17 protein-coding genes and 1 pseudogene are annotated in these 18029 nt (G+C 62.1%); 6 read left to right on the forward strand and 12 right to left on the reverse strand.

The window, feature by feature from the left end; genetic code table 11:
• Window positions 1-56 precede the first annotated feature (56 nt).
• Window positions 57-764, reverse strand: coding sequence for an SDR family oxidoreductase (bdcA, locus tag O4H53_RS01725; protein WP_269360884.1), 708 nt, complete (start codon window positions 762-764; stop codon window positions 57-59).
• 76 nt (window positions 765-840) lie between these two features.
• Between bdcA and O4H53_RS01730 the strand changes: the two genes are divergently transcribed.
• From O4H53_RS01730 to O4H53_RS01745, 4 genes and pseudogenes are all read left to right on the forward strand, one after another.
• Window positions 841-1425, forward strand: a complete 585-nt coding sequence (locus O4H53_RS01730) for a TetR/AcrR family transcriptional regulator (RefSeq protein WP_269360886.1) — start codon at window positions 841-843, stop codon at window positions 1423-1425.
• A 291-nt stretch (window positions 1426-1716) separates the two neighbouring features.
• A complete protein-coding gene (locus O4H53_RS01735; protein WP_269360887.1) occupies window positions 1717-2400 on the forward strand; it encodes an endonuclease/exonuclease/phosphatase family protein in 684 nt (227 codons plus the stop codon).
• Complete coding sequence (gene cls, locus O4H53_RS01740) at window positions 2397-3830, forward strand: cardiolipin synthase (protein WP_269360888.1); 1434 nt, start codon at window positions 2397-2399, stop codon at window positions 3828-3830. Before O4H53_RS01735 ends, cls begins: the two co-directional genes overlap by 4 nt.
• A gap of 333 nt (window positions 3831-4163) precedes the next feature.
• Window positions 4164-4292, forward strand: a pseudogene (locus O4H53_RS01745) (transposase); the annotation flags it as partial.
• 462 nt (window positions 4293-4754) lie between these two features.
• Here the strand turns inward: O4H53_RS01745 and exaC are convergent.
• A complete protein-coding gene (exaC, locus tag O4H53_RS01750) occupies window positions 4755-6278 on the reverse strand; it encodes an acetaldehyde dehydrogenase ExaC (RefSeq protein WP_269360889.1) in 1524 nt (507 codons plus the stop codon).
• 129 nt (window positions 6279-6407) lie between these two features.
• Window positions 6408-7364 (reverse strand): GAF domain-containing protein, encoded by a 957-nt coding sequence (locus O4H53_RS01755; protein WP_269360890.1) that lies wholly within the window; start codon window positions 7362-7364, stop codon window positions 6408-6410.
• 125 nt (window positions 7365-7489) lie between these two features.
• On the opposite strand from O4H53_RS01755, the gene O4H53_RS01760 reads away from it, so the two are divergent.
• Entirely contained in the window at window positions 7490-7759 is a 270-nt protein-coding gene (locus O4H53_RS01760) for an IS66 family insertion sequence element accessory protein TnpB (protein ID WP_269360891.1), read from the forward strand.
• Here O4H53_RS01760 and O4H53_RS01765 read toward each other — a convergent pair.
• The 3 genes from O4H53_RS01765 to hemC all read right to left on the reverse strand — a co-directional run bounded on the left by O4H53_RS01765 (window position 7725) and on the right by hemC (window position 10984).
• Window positions 7725-9260: a glycosyltransferase family 2 protein gene (locus tag O4H53_RS01765; protein ID WP_269360893.1), complete on the reverse strand. Its 1536-nt coding sequence runs from the start codon at window positions 9258-9260 to the stop codon at window positions 7725-7727. The two genes, O4H53_RS01760 and O4H53_RS01765, sit on opposite strands and share 35 nt — an antisense overlap.
• 3 nt (window positions 9261-9263) lie before the next feature.
• Window positions 9264-9764, reverse strand: coding sequence for a hypothetical protein (locus O4H53_RS01770; protein WP_269360895.1), 501 nt, complete (start codon window positions 9762-9764; stop codon window positions 9264-9266).
• Between the two features lie 272 nt (window positions 9765-10036).
• The gene (hemC, locus tag O4H53_RS01775; RefSeq protein WP_269360897.1) at window positions 10037-10984 is read right to left on the reverse strand and encodes a hydroxymethylbilane synthase; all 948 of its coding nucleotides are present in this window, start codon (window positions 10982-10984) and stop codon (window positions 10037-10039) included.
• Between the two features lie 96 nt (window positions 10985-11080).
• Between hemC and hemE the strand changes: the two genes are divergently transcribed.
• Window positions 11081-12121 (forward strand): uroporphyrinogen decarboxylase, encoded by a 1041-nt coding sequence (gene hemE, locus O4H53_RS01780; protein ID WP_269360899.1) that lies wholly within the window; start codon window positions 11081-11083, stop codon window positions 12119-12121.
• Between the two features lie 31 nt (window positions 12122-12152).
• Here the strand turns inward: hemE and O4H53_RS01785 are convergent, their stop codons facing one another.
• The 6 genes from O4H53_RS01785 to ugpE form a co-directional block, all read right to left on the reverse strand.
• The gene (locus O4H53_RS01785; RefSeq protein WP_269360901.1) at window positions 12153-13007 is read right to left on the reverse strand and encodes an ABC transporter permease; all 855 of its coding nucleotides are present in this window, start codon (window positions 13005-13007) and stop codon (window positions 12153-12155) included.
• A complete protein-coding gene (locus O4H53_RS01790; RefSeq protein WP_443069504.1) occupies window positions 13004-13867 on the reverse strand; it encodes an ABC transporter permease in 864 nt (287 codons plus the stop codon). The genes O4H53_RS01785 and O4H53_RS01790 overlap by 4 nt, the downstream gene beginning before the upstream one ends.
• Window positions 13860-14954: an ABC transporter ATP-binding protein gene (locus tag O4H53_RS01795; RefSeq protein ID WP_269360904.1), complete on the reverse strand. Its 1095-nt coding sequence runs from the start codon at window positions 14952-14954 to the stop codon at window positions 13860-13862. The genes O4H53_RS01790 and O4H53_RS01795 overlap by 8 nt, the downstream gene beginning before the upstream one ends.
• A 65-nt stretch (window positions 14955-15019) precedes the next feature.
• On the reverse strand, window positions 15020-16072 hold the full coding sequence (locus O4H53_RS01800) for an extracellular solute-binding protein (protein WP_269360906.1): 1053 nt from the start codon (window positions 16070-16072) through the stop codon (window positions 15020-15022).
• A 110-nt stretch (window positions 16073-16182) separates the two neighbouring features.
• Entirely contained in the window at window positions 16183-17184 is a 1002-nt protein-coding gene (gene ugpC, locus O4H53_RS01805) for a sn-glycerol-3-phosphate ABC transporter ATP-binding protein UgpC (RefSeq protein ID WP_269360908.1), read from the reverse strand.
• 3 nt (window positions 17185-17187) lie between these two features.
• Entirely contained in the window at window positions 17188-18024 is an 837-nt protein-coding gene (ugpE, locus tag O4H53_RS01810) for a sn-glycerol-3-phosphate ABC transporter permease UgpE (protein ID WP_114277507.1), read from the reverse strand.
• Window positions 18025-18029 lie beyond the last annotated feature (5 nt).

Here is an 18029-nt window from a genome sequence, read left to right on the forward strand (position 1 = left end):
AGCCCTGCGGAGAGGGCCGCTCTGCCCGGGCAGGCATGGCCCGGGCAGGACAGCGCTCAGGCGCCGAAGGCCCCGTCAATCGTGTGCATGGCGCCGGTGACGAAACCGGCTTCCGGTCCGGCGAGCCAGGCGACCATGCCCGCAACCTCTTCGGGTTGACCGTGGCGCTTGAAGGCCATGAAACCGTGCATCAGATCCTTCATCGGTCCGTTCGCCGGATTGGCGTCCGTATCAATCGGCCCCGGCTGCACCACGTTGACCGTGATACCGCGCGGCCCGAAATCCCGGGCAAGCCCCCGCGCCAACCCCTGCATCGCCGACTTGCTCACCGCATAGGAGGCCATACCGGGAACCGGCATGCGGTCGCCGTTGACGGACCCCATCACGATGATCCTGCCGCCTTCGGGCATGTGCCGGGCGGCTTCGACCGCTGCGTGATAGGGCGCGTGGATGTTGATCTGGAAAAGCCGGTCAATTGCGTCCGGGTCCTGATCCAGCGCATCGCCGAAAACACCTATCCCGGAATTCACGACCAGCACGTCAAGCGGCCCGCTTTCGCGCACAGAGGCGATGACCGCATCGCGGTCGGCACTGTCGGTGCGAACGGCGGTGCTCCCGGTCTCGCGGGCAAGCTGCTCTGCCGCCTCATGCGAACCGGCATAGGTGAAGGTCACCTTGTCGCCCGCCCCGGCAAAGCGTCGCACGATCGCCGCGCCAATGCCCCGGCTGCCGCCCAGGACCAATACGGTTCTTACGTCTGACATGGTTGGATATTCCTTGTTGAAATTCTGTAGTGCTCAATACATATTAACTTTGCCGATCCGGTCAAGGAGTTTTATAGTGACTACTACAAAAACTAGGCGTACTGCCGGTCGGCCCAGAGGTTTCGATCCGGATCAGGCTGTCGCGATGGCGCAAGGGCTGTTTCATGCGAAAGGCTATGACAGGGTGAGCCTGGCAGAATTGACCGATGCCCTGCAGATCAAGCCACCCAGCTTTTACGCCGCCTTTGGCAACAAGAACGGGCTCTACACCCGTGTATTGGACCGATACGCTGAAACCGGTGCCATTCCGTTTTCCGAGATCCTGCACGACGATCAGCCGGTGGCCGAGGGTCTGAAGGCGCTGCTGGAAGAAGCGGCGCGCCGTTACGGCGCAGATCCCGAAGCGCCGGGATGTCTGGTACTGGAAGGGACCCGCTGCCATGACGCGCAGGCACGCGCTGCGGCAGGGGTCTTCCATCGCGCAGCCCTGGATCAGATTCACGCCTATGTCGCTGCGCGCGCCCCGGAAGAAGCGGACCGGGTGACCGATTTTGTCGGCACACTCATGGCTGGCCTCTCTGCCATGGCGCGGGAAGGGCATGATGCGGACAGGCTGCTGGCAACGGCGCGTCTGGCGGGACAGGCGCTCACGATGGAATGACCATGTAGTGCCGTCGCTATCCAGGGCTGGCCTGATACCTGCACACGGGACCCTATGAGGTTGAAATTTCTCGCCGTTCTGTCCAGTGCCGCATCCGACACGGCACGCGTGGTGAAGTTCGATAGGGCCCGGCGGTTTCAACGGGTGAGCGCTACACTTTCATCTTTCGGGAAAGATCGAGCGTGAGAAATGAAGTTCCCTACGTGAGCGTATGTCGCGGACAACCAGCTTGACAGCGCGATCGGTGATCTGCGGTAGTGGGGCCGCAAAGATATCGCAGGAAAGGAATATATGCGGGTCGCGAGTTACAACATCCGCAAAGCCGTTGGCCTTGACTGGCGGCGCGACCCGGATCGGATTGTTGATGTCCTGGCTGAAATCAATGCGGATATCATCGTTCTTCAGGAAGCGGACCGGCGGGTCGGCACCCGGGCAGGTGTGCTGCCTCTGGATCGCCTGGAAACCGAGTTTGATTACATCATGACCGATGTTTCCCTGCACCCGCTCAGCCATGGCTGGCACGGGAACGCGATACTCGTGCGATCACGCTTTGCCGATCATATCCCGGAGAGGATCGAGCTACCGACACTGGAGCCGCGCGGGGCAGTTTCGGTGCGGCTGGAGCAACCGCAGCTTGAGGTGATCGGCGTCCACCTCGGACTTACGCCGGGTATGCGGCGCAAACAGATGTCGACCTTGCAAGAGGTGATGAAAGATCGCGATCATCCTGTTCTGCTGGCAGGCGATTTCAACGAGTGGAATGTCGGCCGGTTGCCCTTCGATGCGCCGGCAGATGTTGTCTCTCCAGGACCGAGCTTCCACGCAACCCGTCCGACCGCTGCGCTTGACAGATTTGTTCTCGGCAAGGGGTTACGCGCAGTGTCGGCACATGTGCATCATTCCACTTTGGCGAAACGCGCATCGGACCACCTGCCCGTCGTCATCGACATTGCCTTCACGGAGACCATGACATGACGACAATTCTGCTCACGGCTCATATTTTGGTCGTGATCGGGTTTACGCTCCGTATCCTGCTGCGCGATGATCTTTCGCCACAGGCACGTCTGGCATGGTTCATCATCCTTACGGTGCTGCCCTATGTCGGAACTGTGATCTATTTCCTGTTTGGCGAAATCGACGTCGGGAACCATGCGAACCAGCGCCACAAGGAGGTTTTCGACCAGATCCGTGCCAGGGCACCTCACCTCATGGGGAACCCGGATGATACGGAGCGGCTGATCGACCCGCTTTACAGGTCGGCCTTTCGATATGCGGCGTCGATCAACGGATTCCACGCGGTTGCCGGGAACCGGGCTGAGGTGATGGCCGACGCGGCAGCCACGAATGCGCATCTCATCGCAGATATCGACGCCGCGCAAAGCCATGTCCACGTGCTTTATTACATCTGGCTCGATGACCGGACCGGCACAGAGGTCGCGCAGGCCCTGATCCGCGCGGCACAGCGGGGTGTCACCTGCCGGGCCATGGCCGATGGTTTGGGGTCGCGGGCCCTGATCAAGTCGCCGCTCTGGCAGCAGATGAAGGATGCGGGCGTGCAGATGGCCGTGGCCCTGCCTTTCGGGAACCTGATCCGCACGCTGCTGACCAGTCGCATAGACCTGCGCAATCACCGCAAGATCACGGTCATCGACAGCAGGATCACCTATTGCGGGAGCCGGAACTCGGCCGATCCGGAATTTCTCGTCAAGGCAAAGTATGGCCCCTGGGTCGACATCATGCTGCGGTTCGAAGGCGCCATTGTCGCGCAGAATGAACTGTTGTTCCTCAGTGACTGGATGCAGGCCACCGGAAACACGCCCGACGGCTTCACGCTGACAGCAAGCCCGACCGATGAGGGGTTCCCGGCGCAGGTGATGGGCGATGGCCCGACCGAGCGTCGGGGCGCCACGCCGCAGCTTTTCTCAAACCTCATCACTTGTGCGCAGGAAAGCCTGACACTCTCGACCCCGTATTTCGTGCCGGATGCGACTGTTCTGGAAGCCTTGTGTTCCGCCGCTCATCGCGGCGTCAGGGTGACGCTGATCTTTCCCAGGGTAAATGACAGCTGGATCGTCGCCGCGGCAAGCCGGAGTTATTATCGCAGGTTGCTCTCTGCCGGATGCGAGATCCATGAATTCGAGGGCGGCCTGCTGCATGCCAAGACGCTGACGCTGGATGGCAAGGTGACGCTTGTGGGCTCGTCGAACCTCGATCTGCGCAGCTTTGACCTCAACTACGAGAACAACATTCTGCTGCAGGATCAGGACGTGACCCGGGCCGTGCGCGAGCGCCAGGCGGATTATATCGCGCGCTCCGCTCCCGTGACCCTTGATCTGGTGGCTGCATGGCCACGGCACAGGCGCATCTGGAATAACGTGATTGCCACAATCGGCCCCGTACTTTGACCGGCGCAGGTTCGCTTGACGAAGAGCCGGGACTTCAGCATTCCGGCCATTCGCTGAACGCGCAGCATAACTCTGTCCCGAAGTCGGGGCATTTCAGCCTATACAGGCATTTGCGACACAACCCGTGACAATACCGGGCCGCCACATAGAAGCAGGTGGCGCCGCCGCGCCACCTGCTGGTTCATTTCGGTCTTGTTATTCCGCCATCACAATTCGCCGGCGGCTCGGAGCAGCAATTTGCCGGTAGTGGAGCGATTTTCCAAGTCAGCTGACCTGCTCCCTGAAAGGCCCTCGATTTGAGGTTAGCCTGTTCTCCAACTGAGGAGTCAGACGATAAAGAGAAGCCGTTTCAGCGAGGAACAGATCATTTGGATATTGAAAGAGCATCAGGCTGGGCTGGGCGCTAAAGAGTTGCGCCGAAAGCACGGCGTCAGCGATGCAATTTTTTACAAGTGGCCTTCGAATCGCCCTGCCGGTGCGGAACTGCGGACTAGGATGAAAGACCGAGCCGCCAAGCGGCGGCGGTTTGGCTATCCACTGCCCGTCAGGGCATCGCGCGGCAATGTCCCGAAAGGGGCGATTGCACATCCTACTGAAGCGCAGTGGATCGAAACAGCGCACATGATCCGGAAAGGGCAACCCGGTGAGGGCTGCCCGTTACGTCGTGTCAGTGCAAACTTTGCGACGGATCCGTATCATGCAGCTGTAGCGCGGAAACTCCACCTGTCCCGACTGTTCAGATTTACGGCGCCAACTCTCTCGCAGACAAGGCAAGTTGATGTGACAGCAGCTATCGTTGTCCAAGTTGAAACCGAATTGGCCGGGAAAATGTTGCGTGTGCTGCACGCAGCGCAGTTGTGGCCCCAAGTCGTCCGGATTGAACCGAATACGGCCCCCCGAATCGGGGGGCCGCTTCGCCGGATCTTAGAAAAAGCCCAGCTTGTTGGGGTTGTAGCTGACCAGCAGATTCTTGGTCTGTTGGTAGTGGTCCAGCATCATCTTGTGATTTTCGCGCCCGATGCCCGACTGTTTGTAGCCGCCAAAGGCCGCGTGGGCGGGGTAGGCGTGGTAGTTGTTCACCCAGACCCGGCCCGCCTCGATCGCGCGGCCGACGCGGTAGCAGGTGTTCATGTCGCGCGACCACACGCCGGCGCCCAGCCCGTACATGGTGTCATTGGCAATCGCCAGGGCTTCGGCCTCGTCCTTGAAGGTGGTGACAGAGACCACGGGGCCAAAGATTTCCTCCTGGAACACGCGCATCTTGTTGTGGCCCTTCAGGATGGTCGGCTGGATGTAGTTGCCGCCCGACAATTCGCCGGTGAACTCTGCCGCCGCGCCGCCGATCAGCACTTCGGCGCCCTCTTCGCGGCCGATGGTGAAATAGGACAGGATCTTGTCCTGCTGCGCCTTGCTGGCCTGCGCGCCCACCATGGTTTCAGGGTTGCGCGGGTCGCCGTGTTTGATCGCTTTGACCCGTGCGATGACGCGCTCCATGAAGGCGTCATAGATGTCCTCCTGGACCAGCGCACGCGACGGGCAGGTGCAGACCTCGCCCTGGTTGAAGGCGAACAGGACGAACCCTTCGACCGCCTTGTCCAGGAACGCGTCATCCTCGCGCATGATGTCGGCAAAGAACAGGTTGGGGCTTTTGCCGCCCAGTTCCAGCGTGACGGGGATCAGGTTTTCGGTGGCGGCTTTCATGATCGTGCGGCCCGTTGCGGTCGAGCCGGTAAAGGCGATCTTGGCGATGCGTTTGGACGTGGCCAGCGCCGCGCCGACCTCGGCCCCGTAGCCGTTGACGATGTTCAGCACACCGGCGGGCAGGATGTCGGCGATGATCTCGGCCAGCACCATGATCGCGGCGGGGGTCTGTTCGGCGGGTTTCATCACGATGCAGTTGCCAGCCGCCAATGCGGGTGCCAGTTTCCACGCGGCCATCAGGATCGAGAAGTTCCACGGGATGATCTGGCCGACCACGCCCAGCGGTTCGTGGTAGTGATAGGCGACGGTGTCGGCGTCGATCTCGCTCATTGACCCTTCCTGCCCGCGCAGCACGCTTGAGAAATAACGGAAGTGATCGGCGGACAGCGGAATGTCGGCGGCCATGGTTTCGCGGATCGGCTTGCCGTTGTCCCATGTTTCGGCCTGCGCCAGCAGCGCGAGGTTGGCGTCGATGGCATCTGCGATTTTCAGCAGCAGGTTGGCGCGTTCGGTGGCCGAGGTCTTGCCCCATGCACCCTTGGCGGCATGGGCGGCGTCCAGCGCCAGTTCCACGTCGGCGGCGTCCGAGCGGGCGCAGTCGTTGATCTTTTCGCCGGTGATCGGGGTGACATTTTCAAAATAGCGCCCGTTCACCGGGGCGACGAACGCGCCGCCAATGAAGTTGTCGTAACGGGTCTTGAACGGCGATGTGTAGGTGCCGGATTCGGTATGTGCGAGATCTTTCATGTGTGTTTCCTCCTGATAACACCGGGTCTCCCTCCCGGATTGCGCACAAGGTGACGGGGCGCGGGGCAGCCGTCATCAGGGGGAAATTGAAAGTTCGGGAAAACTGTCTCGGAAATGAGACAGGCGGGCCTAGGTTTCGTCGAGCCCCAGCCGCTTCATGCGCCGGTACAGGGTGGCGCGGCCCACGCCCAGCTGTCGTGCGGCCTGCGAGACGTTGCCACCGGCACGGGCCAGCGCGCGCAGCACGGCGGCGCGTTCGGCCCGTTCAAAGCCGGTTACCTCGTCGTCGCGCCCCAGCAGGTCGGCGGCGGGGCGGGCGGTCAGCGGGCCGGTGCCTGCCATGCCGAACAGCGCCCGTGCGGCACGGGTGGCGCCGACCACCAGATCGTTGCCGTCCACCGCCAGCAGCGTGGCGGCGTCGCTGTCATTGCCTGCGGCGATGATCCGCGCGGGGGTATAGGTGGAGCGAAAGTTGGCCTCTTCGATGGCGCGGGCGGTCTGGGCGACCTGCGCGCTGATCAGCCGGTTGAACGCCTCGGTCTGGTCGGCGCGGGCCGATGACACGTCCAGCGCGCCGATGATCGCGCCATCGGCCCCGTAGATCGGCGCGTCGATACAGCTCATGTCGGTGTTGCGGGACAGGAAATGGTCGCCCTGATGGATGATGACGCGGCGGCGTTCGGTCAGGCAGGTGCCGATGCCGTTGGTGCCCTCGCGTTCCTCGCTCCAGTTCGCCCCGGCGCACAGGCCCCAGCCTTCGAAGGCCGCGGTGTCAGCGTCCGAGATGCGCTGGTCCAGCACCACCCCGTCGCTGTCGGTCAGCAGAACGGCAAAGCCGGACAGGCCCACCAGCGCATAAAGCGCGTCCAGACGCGGGGCGGCTACGCTCAGGAATTGTTCCAGCTCGGCGCGGCGCTGGTTCAGGGCGCTTTGCTCCAGCCGTTCGGGCGCGCGGTGTTCGTCGGGGGTCAGCCCGTGTTTTTGCACCGACCGGTGCCAGCTGGCCGCGATCTGGGACCGGGCAGCAGCAGAAGACGACTGTGTTGCTTGCAGGACCTTGTCGGCGTGGGACGGGGCGCGGGGCACGGCTGACCTCTGGCGGTTGCGGGTGTGCAGCAGCCTACAGGCGATTCCCTTGATCGCGCAACAGTCTTGGATCTGGGGGGCCTTGATGATGTGACCACCCCCGACGGCATCAATGTGCCAAGGTTGTGACGGAGACGTTGATTGAGGGTGAAACAGTCAAAAGGGTGGCTCAGCGCTATGACCTGTTTCCGAGCACGGTGTCGGATCGGCGTCGCATGGCGCGGCAGGGCAAGCTGGTGTTTCCCAATTCGATGGGCATGGGATTTGTGCCGGTTGAAGTGGATCAAGCGGCAGTGCCTGTGGTCGCCCCCGTCGTTGCGGGACGGTTAGACACGCTCGATATTATCAGGGAGGCACATGTTATGCCGGGTGGCGAAACTGCAGGTACGCGCTGATCCGCGCTTCGATCTCGTCAGCGATGCTTTCCGCGTCGCGATCCAGCGCGTCGACAACCCCCTGGACAACCTCCCGATCATCGGCAGCCACACCCAAAGCCAGATTGAACTGTTCGGGATGCGGCGGGTAATCCGATGCGTCTGGCAGGATCAGCACCACCTCATTCACATGTGGATGGCGCACCGCCCATGTATCCGGTCCGTCCACCTGCAGGCGGTGGCCGCGTTTCTCAAGTTCGGTCACAAGGCGCTTTGTCGTGTCACCCTGTGGCGAAGTGGATTGTTTGATCGCGATGGAAAACCGCAGATCGGCCAACGTTTCTGCTATCGTGGCAAAGCCACGCGCGTTCTTGTAGGAAACGACCCGCTCGAAAATATAGGGCTTTGAAGTGGAAATCCGCGACTTGTCCTGCGCGTCGTCGGAATAGAGGCATCCGATGAAAGGGCAATAGACAGGCCGTTCCGCCTGTGTGTAGCGCAGGATGAGATCCCAATCGACCATCCGCCGCAACTGGCCATCGAAGGTGCCGAATTCGCCTGTCATATCGGCCCGATGGCAGAACACGTTCAGGTCGACGTAGTTGCCGTCGACGCAATGCGCCCAGTCAAAAGGCTCGCCCCGGTAGCCTGCCACCGCGCCATCGCGGTTGAGCAACAGGCTCGCGGCATAGGCACATCGCGCGCCGGAGGTCTCCAGCGCGATCAGCATCAGACGCAGGAAATCGGCTGTCCACAGATTGTCGCTGTCGAGGTAGAAAATCACCTCGCCCGATGCCCGGGCCAGCCCCGCGTTACGGGCGGCGGACACCCCGGCATGTTCGGTGTGACAACAGATCAACCGCGGATCGGCTGAAAGGCCCTTCAGGACGTCAATTGTGAAATCGGTGCTGCCGTCGTCCACCACGATCAGCTCAAGGTTGTGGTGCGACTGGGCCAGCACGGAACGCACCGCAGCGGTCAGGGTCGCGCCCCGATTGTAGGTCGCCATGATCACGCTGACGAAGGTGTTCCGTGCCACCAGATCCGCATCATGCTGCGCGCTCAGCGCATTCACGAAGCGTCTGGCCGCCGCATGGTCGAATGTTGTCATCAGCCGATGGGGCCGCTGATGCAACCTGGCGGCAAATGTCTTTTGCAGGGTTTCCTGCGCAGCGGCAGGCAAGGGTTCTGCCACGCTGCGATCGATCAGGGATTGCATCACCGGATCGAACGGGGCGCTGTCAGCCAGCAGGCTGCGCGATGCCTCCCTGCCCTCGTGCTTGCCAAAAAGCTCATAATGCCACAGCGGGTTGTGCCCGACCTCGGCAACCTCTGGATTGCGGGCAAGATAGCCCGTGGAACTGAAATCCGGGCCCGGGTCACGGCCGATCATCGCACCATAGACCGCATAGTGATGTGCCGCCGACCGGTCATACAAGGTGACATCCGGGTAGGTCCGGCGATACCATCCAGCATCGAACAACGCGCTGTCTTCGATGACCTTGATCGGGTCCTGGGGCATTGCCTAGCCCCGCCCCCGGCCGCGTGCCAGCCAGCGTAGTGGCCGGGTCAGACGCCAGGATCTGCTGGCACGCATATCGCAAAGCGTTTGTTCGAGGTCTGCGATAACCCCGGCCTGCTGCTGATGCTCAAGGGCGCTTTCGTCTTTCTGCTGGGCCAGCGCTGCTGCACCGGCTTTCAACTCGGCCTCCAGCTTTGCAAGCGCGCCCGCCTGCGCTTCCAACTGACTGGCACGGGCGGTCAGTTCCGCCTCTGCCGCATTGCTGCGCTGATCGGCCAGATTGGCAAGGTCCGCAAGTTCCCGTTCGCGCGTCGCCAGTGTGACGCGCAAGGACCGCGCCCGCTCCTCCACCTTGCGCAGCTGAGCGTCAAAGATCTGCTCTGCATCCAGCAACAGCCGGTTCACGTCTTCCGCAGAATAGCCACCGGCCTTGTCCTCGGCCACAACCGGCCGATAGGCAGGATTCCGTTCCAAAACCAGATACCGATCGAACTTTGATGCCATTACTTTACTCACCACAGTGACAGGGCTGCCCTTGGGATACCGGCGATGCTTCAAAACGGCAGGAAATGCAATGGCCAACAGCAACCATCGCAACACCGCCGTCAGGCCTTGCGTTCATTCTTCGCGGTCTGACTGCAAGCGATGCTGTTACCATAGCTTCACATAAGGCAATTGCCGCGAAAGTCACAGCATCTGTGTTTTTGCAGCCCGGTTGTCGGCGGTCGGTTCAGCCGCCGCCCCGGGGTGCGGCGCGCCTCGCACCCTGCCGGGTCTCACGCCCGCCAGTCAAAGAACCCCGGACCGGCCTGTGCAAGCAGCCTGCGGGCCATGTCCTGCCCCGCCCTGGCGCCATCCTCCACCGGGCAGGTGATCGCGTCGCTCAGCGCTTCGGACCCATCCGGACGCAGCACCTCGCCGCGCAGCTGCAGCGTGCCCCCCTCCAGCACGGCCAGCCCGGCGATGGGGGTCTCGCAGGAGCCGTCGAGTTCCTGCAGAAACGCCCGTTCGGCCGTGAGCCGCTGGCCGGTGGTCCGGTCATGGATTGCTTCCAGCATTTCCGCCATACGGTTGTCACCGCTCCGACGCTCGATCCCGATGGCGCCCTGCGCCACGGCGGGCAGCATCATGTCCACTTCGATTGCAGTCGCAGGCACCTGATCCATCTTCAGCCGGTTCAGACCGGCCATGGCCAGGAACGTCGCCTCCGCCACACCCTGATCCAACTTCATCAGCCGGGTCTGCAGGTTTCCGCGAAACTCCACAACCTCCAGATCGGGCCGCCGCAGTTTCAACTGCGCCCGCCGGCGCAAACTGGAGGTCCCCACCACCGTGCCTGCGGGCAGATCAGCGAGGCCTTTGGCGCGGGGCGAGATGAACGCGTCCCGCACATCCTCGCGCGGCAGGTAGGTATCCAGCAGCAGCCCCTGCGGTTGAAGCGTCGGCATGTCCTTCATCGAATGCACCGCGATGTCGATCTTGCCTGCCAGCAGATCATCTTCGATCTCACGCGTGAACAGGCCCTTGCCGCCGATCTCCTTCAGCGGGCGGTCGATGATCTTGTCCCCCGTCGTCTTGATCACGACGATGGTGAAAGCCTCCAACGGCAGGGCAAAAGCCTGCGCCAGCCTGTCGCGGGTCTCATGCGCCTGGGCAAGCGCCAGCGGGGACCCTCGGGTGCCGATGTTCAGGGGGTTCTGCGGGTTGGGCAAATCAAAGGTCATGGCCTTTCGTACATTTGCATTAACGGGCTGACAACTCTTGTCTCTCCCCCGCTGAAAAAGCATGATAGATGAAACACTTCCATCAAGAGTACCCCCATGAACAAGACAAAAACCATCCTGCGTGCGCTGGCGGGCGAAACCCTTCCGGTCCCGCCCATATGGATGATGCGGCAAGCGGGCCGCTATCTGCCGGAATACAAGGCGACGCGTGCCCAGGCGGGGGATTTCCTGTCTCTTTGCTACAATCCCGAACTGGCGGCCGAGGTCACCTTCCAGCCGATCCGCCGCTATGGCTTTGACGCGGCGATCCTTTTTGCCGACATCCTGTTGGTGCCGCAGGCGCTGGGGGCCGACCTGTGGTTCGTCACCGGCGAGGGGCCGCGCCTGTCCACCATCACCACCCAGGCCGAAGTGGAGGCCCTGAAACCCGCCGAGGCCATCCATGACAGGCTGAGCCCGATCTACGAGACGGTTGGTATTCTGTCCAAGGGCCTGCCGGAGGAAACCACGCTGATCGGGTTCGCCGGTGCACCCTGGACCGTGGCCACCTATATGATTGCTGGCCGTGGCACGCCCGACCAGGGGCCGGCCCATGCGCTGAAATCCGAGAACCGGGCGGTGTTCGAGACGCTGATGGACAAGATCACCGAAGCGACGGTGCTTTATCTCTCCGAACAGATCAAGGCGGGCGCAGAGGTGGTCAAGATCTTTGACAGCTGGGCCGGGTCGCTGCAGGAGGCTGACTTTGACACCTATTCCCTGAAGCCCATGCAGCGCATCACCAGCGCCCTGCACGAGATGCATCCCGGTGTGCCGGTCATCGCCTTCCCGCGCGGAGCCGATGCGCGCTATGAAGGGGCGCACAAGGCCATCGGCGCGGAATGCATCGCCATTGACGACGGCGTCAGTGCCGAATGGGCGGCCAGCCACGTCCAGACCGCAGGCTGCGTGCAGGGCAACCTGAAATCCTCTCACATGGTCACGGGTGGCGACGCGCTGGTCAGCGAAACCCGCCGCATCGTCAAGGCACTGTCGGGCGGGCCACATATCTTCAACCTTGGCCATGGCATCACGCCTGACGCCGACCCCGAGAATGTGCAGCTGATGATCGACACGGTCCGCGAAGGCCGGGGCTGACCCCTGTCAGGGGCGTTGCCGGCCCCGGCCGTCAATCCTGTCGTTTCTCCAGCAAGAGGGAGGCGAGCCCCAACAGGGCCGACACCACGATCAGCAACAGGGAAACCGCGTTCAGCACCGGGGTCGAACCCAGCTTGAGCCGGTCGAACATGGTGATCGTCAGCGGCGCGTCTGATCCGACCAGCATCAGGGTGGTGTTGAAATTCTCGAAACTCATCAGCACCGCAACGACCCCGGCGGCCCCCATTGCGGGGTAGAGGAACGGCAGCGTGATCGCCCGCACCGCCCCCCAGCGGGTCGCACCCAGGTTTAGCGCCGCTTCCTCAAGCGCGGGATCGAACTTTTGCAGCCGGGCAGAAATCACCAGCGTGGCAAATGTGGTGATGAAGGAAAATTGCCCCAGCACCACCAGGATCAGACCGGGCCGCAGCCCGTCGAACCACAGGCCCGTCGCGTCCTCCAACGTGTTCGCGACCGAGGATGAAAACACCAGGATCGAAATCCCCAGGATGATGCCGGGAATGATCAGCGGCAGCAGCATCAGGATATAAAGCACGCCCTTGCCCGGAAAATCGTGCCGCACGAACAAAAAGGCGTTGCAGGTGCCCACCGCCACCGACAGCAGCGCCACCCAGAAGGCCACGATGCCCGATGTCACGATGGACCGCAGGATCGGTCGCTCGTGAAAGACACCGATATAGGGTGCCTCATCGCCAAAGAACCAGGCCCAGGTGAACCCCTCCCAGGGCAGCGAGGGAAACACGGAATCGTTGAAGGCAAAGACGCAGACAGTGATCAGCGGCAGCGCCAGGAAAACGAAGAACAGGGCGACATATGCCCGGTAGGTCCATTTGAATGCGCCGCTTTGGGGGATGCCGGTAATCATGTCTGGGCCATCGTCTTGCCCAGCGATTGCCGGGTCAGTTTCAGGCCAACAAAGACGATAAGCGACGACAGCCCCAGCAACAGAAAGCCAAATGCCGATCCCAGCTCCCAGTTGAAGCGGGTGATGAACTGGCTGTAGATCAGCCCGGTAAACCACAGGCTGTCCTTGCCGCCCAGCAGGATCGGCGTCAGGTAGTTGCCAAGGCTCAGCATGAAGACCACGATGCAGCCCGACACGATACCGGGCATGGCATGGGGGATCACGATCTCGCGCAGGATGGCGATGCCGCTGGCCCCCAGGTCATAGCCCGCCTCGATCAGGCTGTCGTCCAGACTGTCCAGCGTCGTGACCAGCGGCACCACCATGAACAGCATGGAGGTATAGACCAGCCCCACCATGATGGCGGCATCGTTGTACAGCATCTCCACCGGCGCATCGGCCAGCCCGACATATTGCAGCAGGTTCGAAAATATCCCGGTCTCGCGCAGCAGGATCATCCAGCCAAAGGTGCGCACCAGCTCGCTGACCCAGAACGGGATCAGGCACATCAGGAACAGCGTGGTCTTGCTGCGCCCGCGCGTCAGCTTGGCAATGTAATAGGCGATCGGAAAGCCGATCAGCAGCGTCAGCACCGTAGAGGCGATCGACATATAGGCCGTGCGCGCGAAGGTGTTCCAGTAGAGCGGTTCGTTGAAGAACACGGCATAATTGGCAAAGCTGGTCTCGTATTCCCGGACGCCCACCTTCTCACGCAGGGAGACGATGAACATGCCCACATGGGGCAGGATGATCAGCGTCACCAGCCACAGCAGCAGCGGGGCCAGCAGCAGATAGAACGTCAGTTTCGACCGGTCAGCCATCGGCATAGACCCGCGTCTGCTCCGCGTCCCAGCGGAAATGAACGGTATCGCCCTGTTGCAGGTCGCGGAATTCGCCGGTCTGCGGCAAGGCCACGCTGATCTCTGCGCCGCTTTGCGCATCGCGCAGCAGCACCTGCGAATTGGCCCCGTTGAACAGCACGCTTTGCACCGTCCCCTCGCCCCCGTTTCCGATGGTGTCTTGCGGCGCGCGCGACAGACGCACCGCCTCGGGCCGGACAAAGACACGCACCCTGTCGCCCTTGGCCAACCCCTGCCCCGCCGCGACGCCCGTGATCACCCTGCCCGCCTCGCTGCGCAGGGTCAGCAGCCCGCCGCCCATTTCCTCGACCGTGGCGGCAAACTTGTTCGCCTCACCCACGAACCCGGCGACAAAGGCGGTCTGCGGTTCATAATAGAGCTCTTTCGCCGTGCCGACCTGTTCAAAGACACCGTGGTTCATCACCGCGATCTGGTCGGACATCACCAGCGCCTCTGACTGATCGTGGGTGATGTAGACAAAGGTGGTGTTGAATTCCGACTGCAACTGCTTGAGCTCGATCTTCATGTGTTCGCGCAGCTTCAGATCCAGCGCGCCCAGCGGTTCATCCAGCAGCAGCACGTCCGGCTCCAGCACCATGCAGCGGGCGATGGCGACACGCTGTTTCTGCCCGCCGGACAGCGAACTGACAGCCCGGTCCGCAACACCGGCCAGCCCCACACGCTCCAGCACCCGCTCCACCTGTTTCTTGGCATCCGTCTTGTTCACCCCGCGCTGGCGCAAACCAAAGCCCACGTTGGCGCCGATGTTCATCATCGGGAACAGGGCAAGGTGCTGAAACACCATCGACACGGGCCGCTTGTTCGGTGGCACATCCACAACCGACCGCCCCTTGATCAGCAGGTCACCGCTGGTGGGTTTCTGAAACCCCGCGATCATTCGCAGCAGCGTTGTCTTGCCACAGCCCGACGGCCCGAGGATGGAGAAAAACTTGCCCTGCGGGACGGAGAAACTGACGTTGTCCACCGCCTTGAAGTCATCAAAGCTCTTGCAGATGTCGCGGCATTCAAGGTCGGGGGTTTCGGACATGGGAGGCCTTCAATAAAAGCGGGAAGCGCGGTTGCCGCGCTCCCCCTGCGTCATTTCATGGCCGATCAGTTGGCCGCGTTGATCCGGTCGAGCGCCGCACCTTCCAGCGCCTCAAGGCCAGCCGGAACCGTCGGATACCACTTGATGTTGTCGATGGCTTCCTGCGGGAAGCTGGCCTGATACTTGGCCTTCAGCGCGTCGTCCACGCCCTCATCGCCACCCTGCGAGGCGGTGAAGTTTCCGGCTGACGCGGTGATCATCGCCGCAATTTCCGGTTTCATCACGAAATTGATCCAGGCATAGGCCGCATCGTCGGCACGACCCCGTGCAGGCAGAACAAAGGTGTCGATCCAGCCAAGCGCACCCGATGTGGGCGCGACAAAGGTGATGTCCTTGTTATCGTCGTTCAGCTGCCAGCCGCCGGTGTCCCATGCCATCGACGCCACGACTTCGCCCGAACGCAGCAGGTTCTTCAGCTCGTCGCCGCCATCCCAATAGGTTTTGACGTTGGGTTTGCACTCCACCAGCTTGGCTTCGACCTGATCAAGGATCGCCTTGTAGGCCGCTTCATCGCCATAGGCCGCAAAGGGGTCCAGACCCATCGCATAGGCGAAGCCGATCAATGTCGGACGCTTCAGACGGTAAGATACTTTCCCGGCGACATCGGCGTTGCAGAGGTCGGTATAGTCCTTCACGTCAGCCGCCATCGCGGTGTTCACCACAAGGCCCGAAGTGCCCCAGACATGCGGCACGGCATAGATCTCACCATCCACCGTTGTGTTGCCCTTGGTCGCTTCCAGCATCGAAGGGATGAACAGGCTGGCGTCGATCTTCGACATGTCCAGCGGTTTGTAGATGCCGAATTCGGCCTGCGGGCCCGCGATGCGGTCCTGGCTGGGCTGGGCAAGGTCAAAACCGCCGCCATTGGTCGCGCGCAGTTTGGCGATCATTTCCTCGTTGTTCGACTTGGTCACTTCGACGGTATGGCCGGTCTCGGCCTCGAACATCTCGATCACGTTCTCGGGCGCATAGCCGCCCCAGGTCAAAAGGCGCAGCGTGTCCGCCTGCGCGGCAGAGCAGAGCGCCAGGACGGCAACGGTTGTCAGGATGGTTTTCATGATTTTCTCCAAATTGTGCCGGTGCGGTCAGGCCGCGCCGGGCTTCCTGGGTCGTAGTGTTCACATATGACAGCGGTGTGACACCCGAAGGGTTCTCAATGGCGCCATGATCAGCACCGTCTGCCATCGGAGTCAAAGAATATCCGATCCGCGTCCTGCCATTCGAGGTTCACCGCGGCACCTTCCGGAGGCATCGGAACAGAGGCGTCTTGCCGCACCGTGGCGCGGGTGCCATCCGCCAGATCCACATGCACCAGTGTTTCCGCCCCCAATGCCTCGTTATAGATCGCGGTGGCCCGGGTCCCCTGCCCGGCCAGCGCCAGGTTCTCGGGCCGGATGCCCAGCGTCTTTGCCCCTTCCGGTGCGTCCGTCGCCAGACCGGCAGGCAGGAAGTTCATCGGCGGCGAGCCAATGAATCCGGCGACGAATTCGGTCGCCGGGTTGGCATAGACCTCCAGCGGCGCGCCGATCTGGTCGGCGCGGCCCGCGTTCATCACGATCATCCGGTCGGCCAGGGTCATCGCCTCCACCTGGTCATGCGTCACATAAAGCGACGTGACCCCCAGACGGCGCTGCAACTGCTTGATCTCCAGCCGCATCTGCACCCGCAGCTTGGCATCCAGGTTGGACAGCGGCTCGTCAAACAGAAACACCGAAGGCTTGCGCACGATGGCCCGGCCCATGGCCACACGCTGGCGCTGCCCGCCCGACAGTTCGCGCGGCCGCCGGTCAAGGTAATCGCCAAGCTGCAGCAGCCCCGCCGCCTCGTTCACCCGTTCGGCAATCTCGGCCTTGGGAGTGCCTGCGATCTTCAGGCCGTAAGCCATGTTGTCGAAGACCGACATATGCGGATAAAGCGCGTAGTTCTGGAACACCATTGCGATGTCCCGCTCCATCGGTTCACGCTCGTTCACCCGCGCGCCGCCGATCTGCACCTCTCCACCGGTCACGGTTTCCAGCCCGGCCACCATGCGCAGCAGCGTGGACTTGCCACAGCCGGATGGCCCGACGATCACGATGAACTCGCCGTCCTCGATCTCCATGTCGATCCCGTGGATCACTTCGGTCTTGCCGAATGTCTTCTTGATGCCCTTCAGGCTGACTGTCGCCATGTGTTATTTCTCGCTGTCTACCAGACCGCGGATGAACAGCTTTTGCATGCTGATCACCACGATCACCGGCGGGATCATCGCCAGGATGGAAGTTGCCATGATCACCGGCCAGTCGGCGATGTCGTCGCCGCTGGGGAACATCTGCTTGATGCCCATGACGATGGTGTTCATCGACGGGTCGGTCGTGATCAGCAGCGGCCAGAGGTACTGGTTCCAGCCATAGATGAACAGGATCACGAAAAGCGCCGCGATGTTGGTCCGGCTCATCGGCAACAGGATGTCCCAGAAGAACCGCATCGGCCTTGCCCCGTCCACGCGCGCCGCCTCGGCCAGTTCGTCCGGCACGGTCATGAAGAACTGGCGGAACAGAAAGGTCGCCGTGGCACTGGCGATCAGCGGAAAGATCAGGCCCGAATAGCTGTTGAGCATCCCGAAATTCGCGACAACCTCATAGGTCGGCACGATGCGCACCTCCACCGGCAACATCAGCGTCAGGAAGATCAGCCAGAAGAACAGGCGCCGCCCCGGAAACCTGAAATAGACGATGGCAAAGGCCGACAGCAGCGAGATCACGATCTTGCCGATGGTGATCCCCAGCGCCATCACCAGTGAATTCAGCATCATCAGCGCCACTGGCGCATTGATGCCCGACACCAGCGCCTTGCGGTAGTTTTCAAGGAACTGGTCGCCCGGCAGAAGCGGCATCGGCGGCTTGACGATTTCCGGCTGCGACACGGTCGAGGCAACAAAGGCCAGCCAGATCGGGAAAAAGACAAACAGCAACCCGACGATCAGCCCCAGATGGGTCATCCAGTGCCCAAGACCGCGTTTTTCGACCATGCCTG

The sequence above is a fragment of the Sulfitobacter sp. G21635-S1 genome (genome assembly GCF_027213915.1).
Taxonomy (GTDB): Bacteria; Pseudomonadota; Alphaproteobacteria; order Rhodobacterales; family Rhodobacteraceae; genus Sulfitobacter.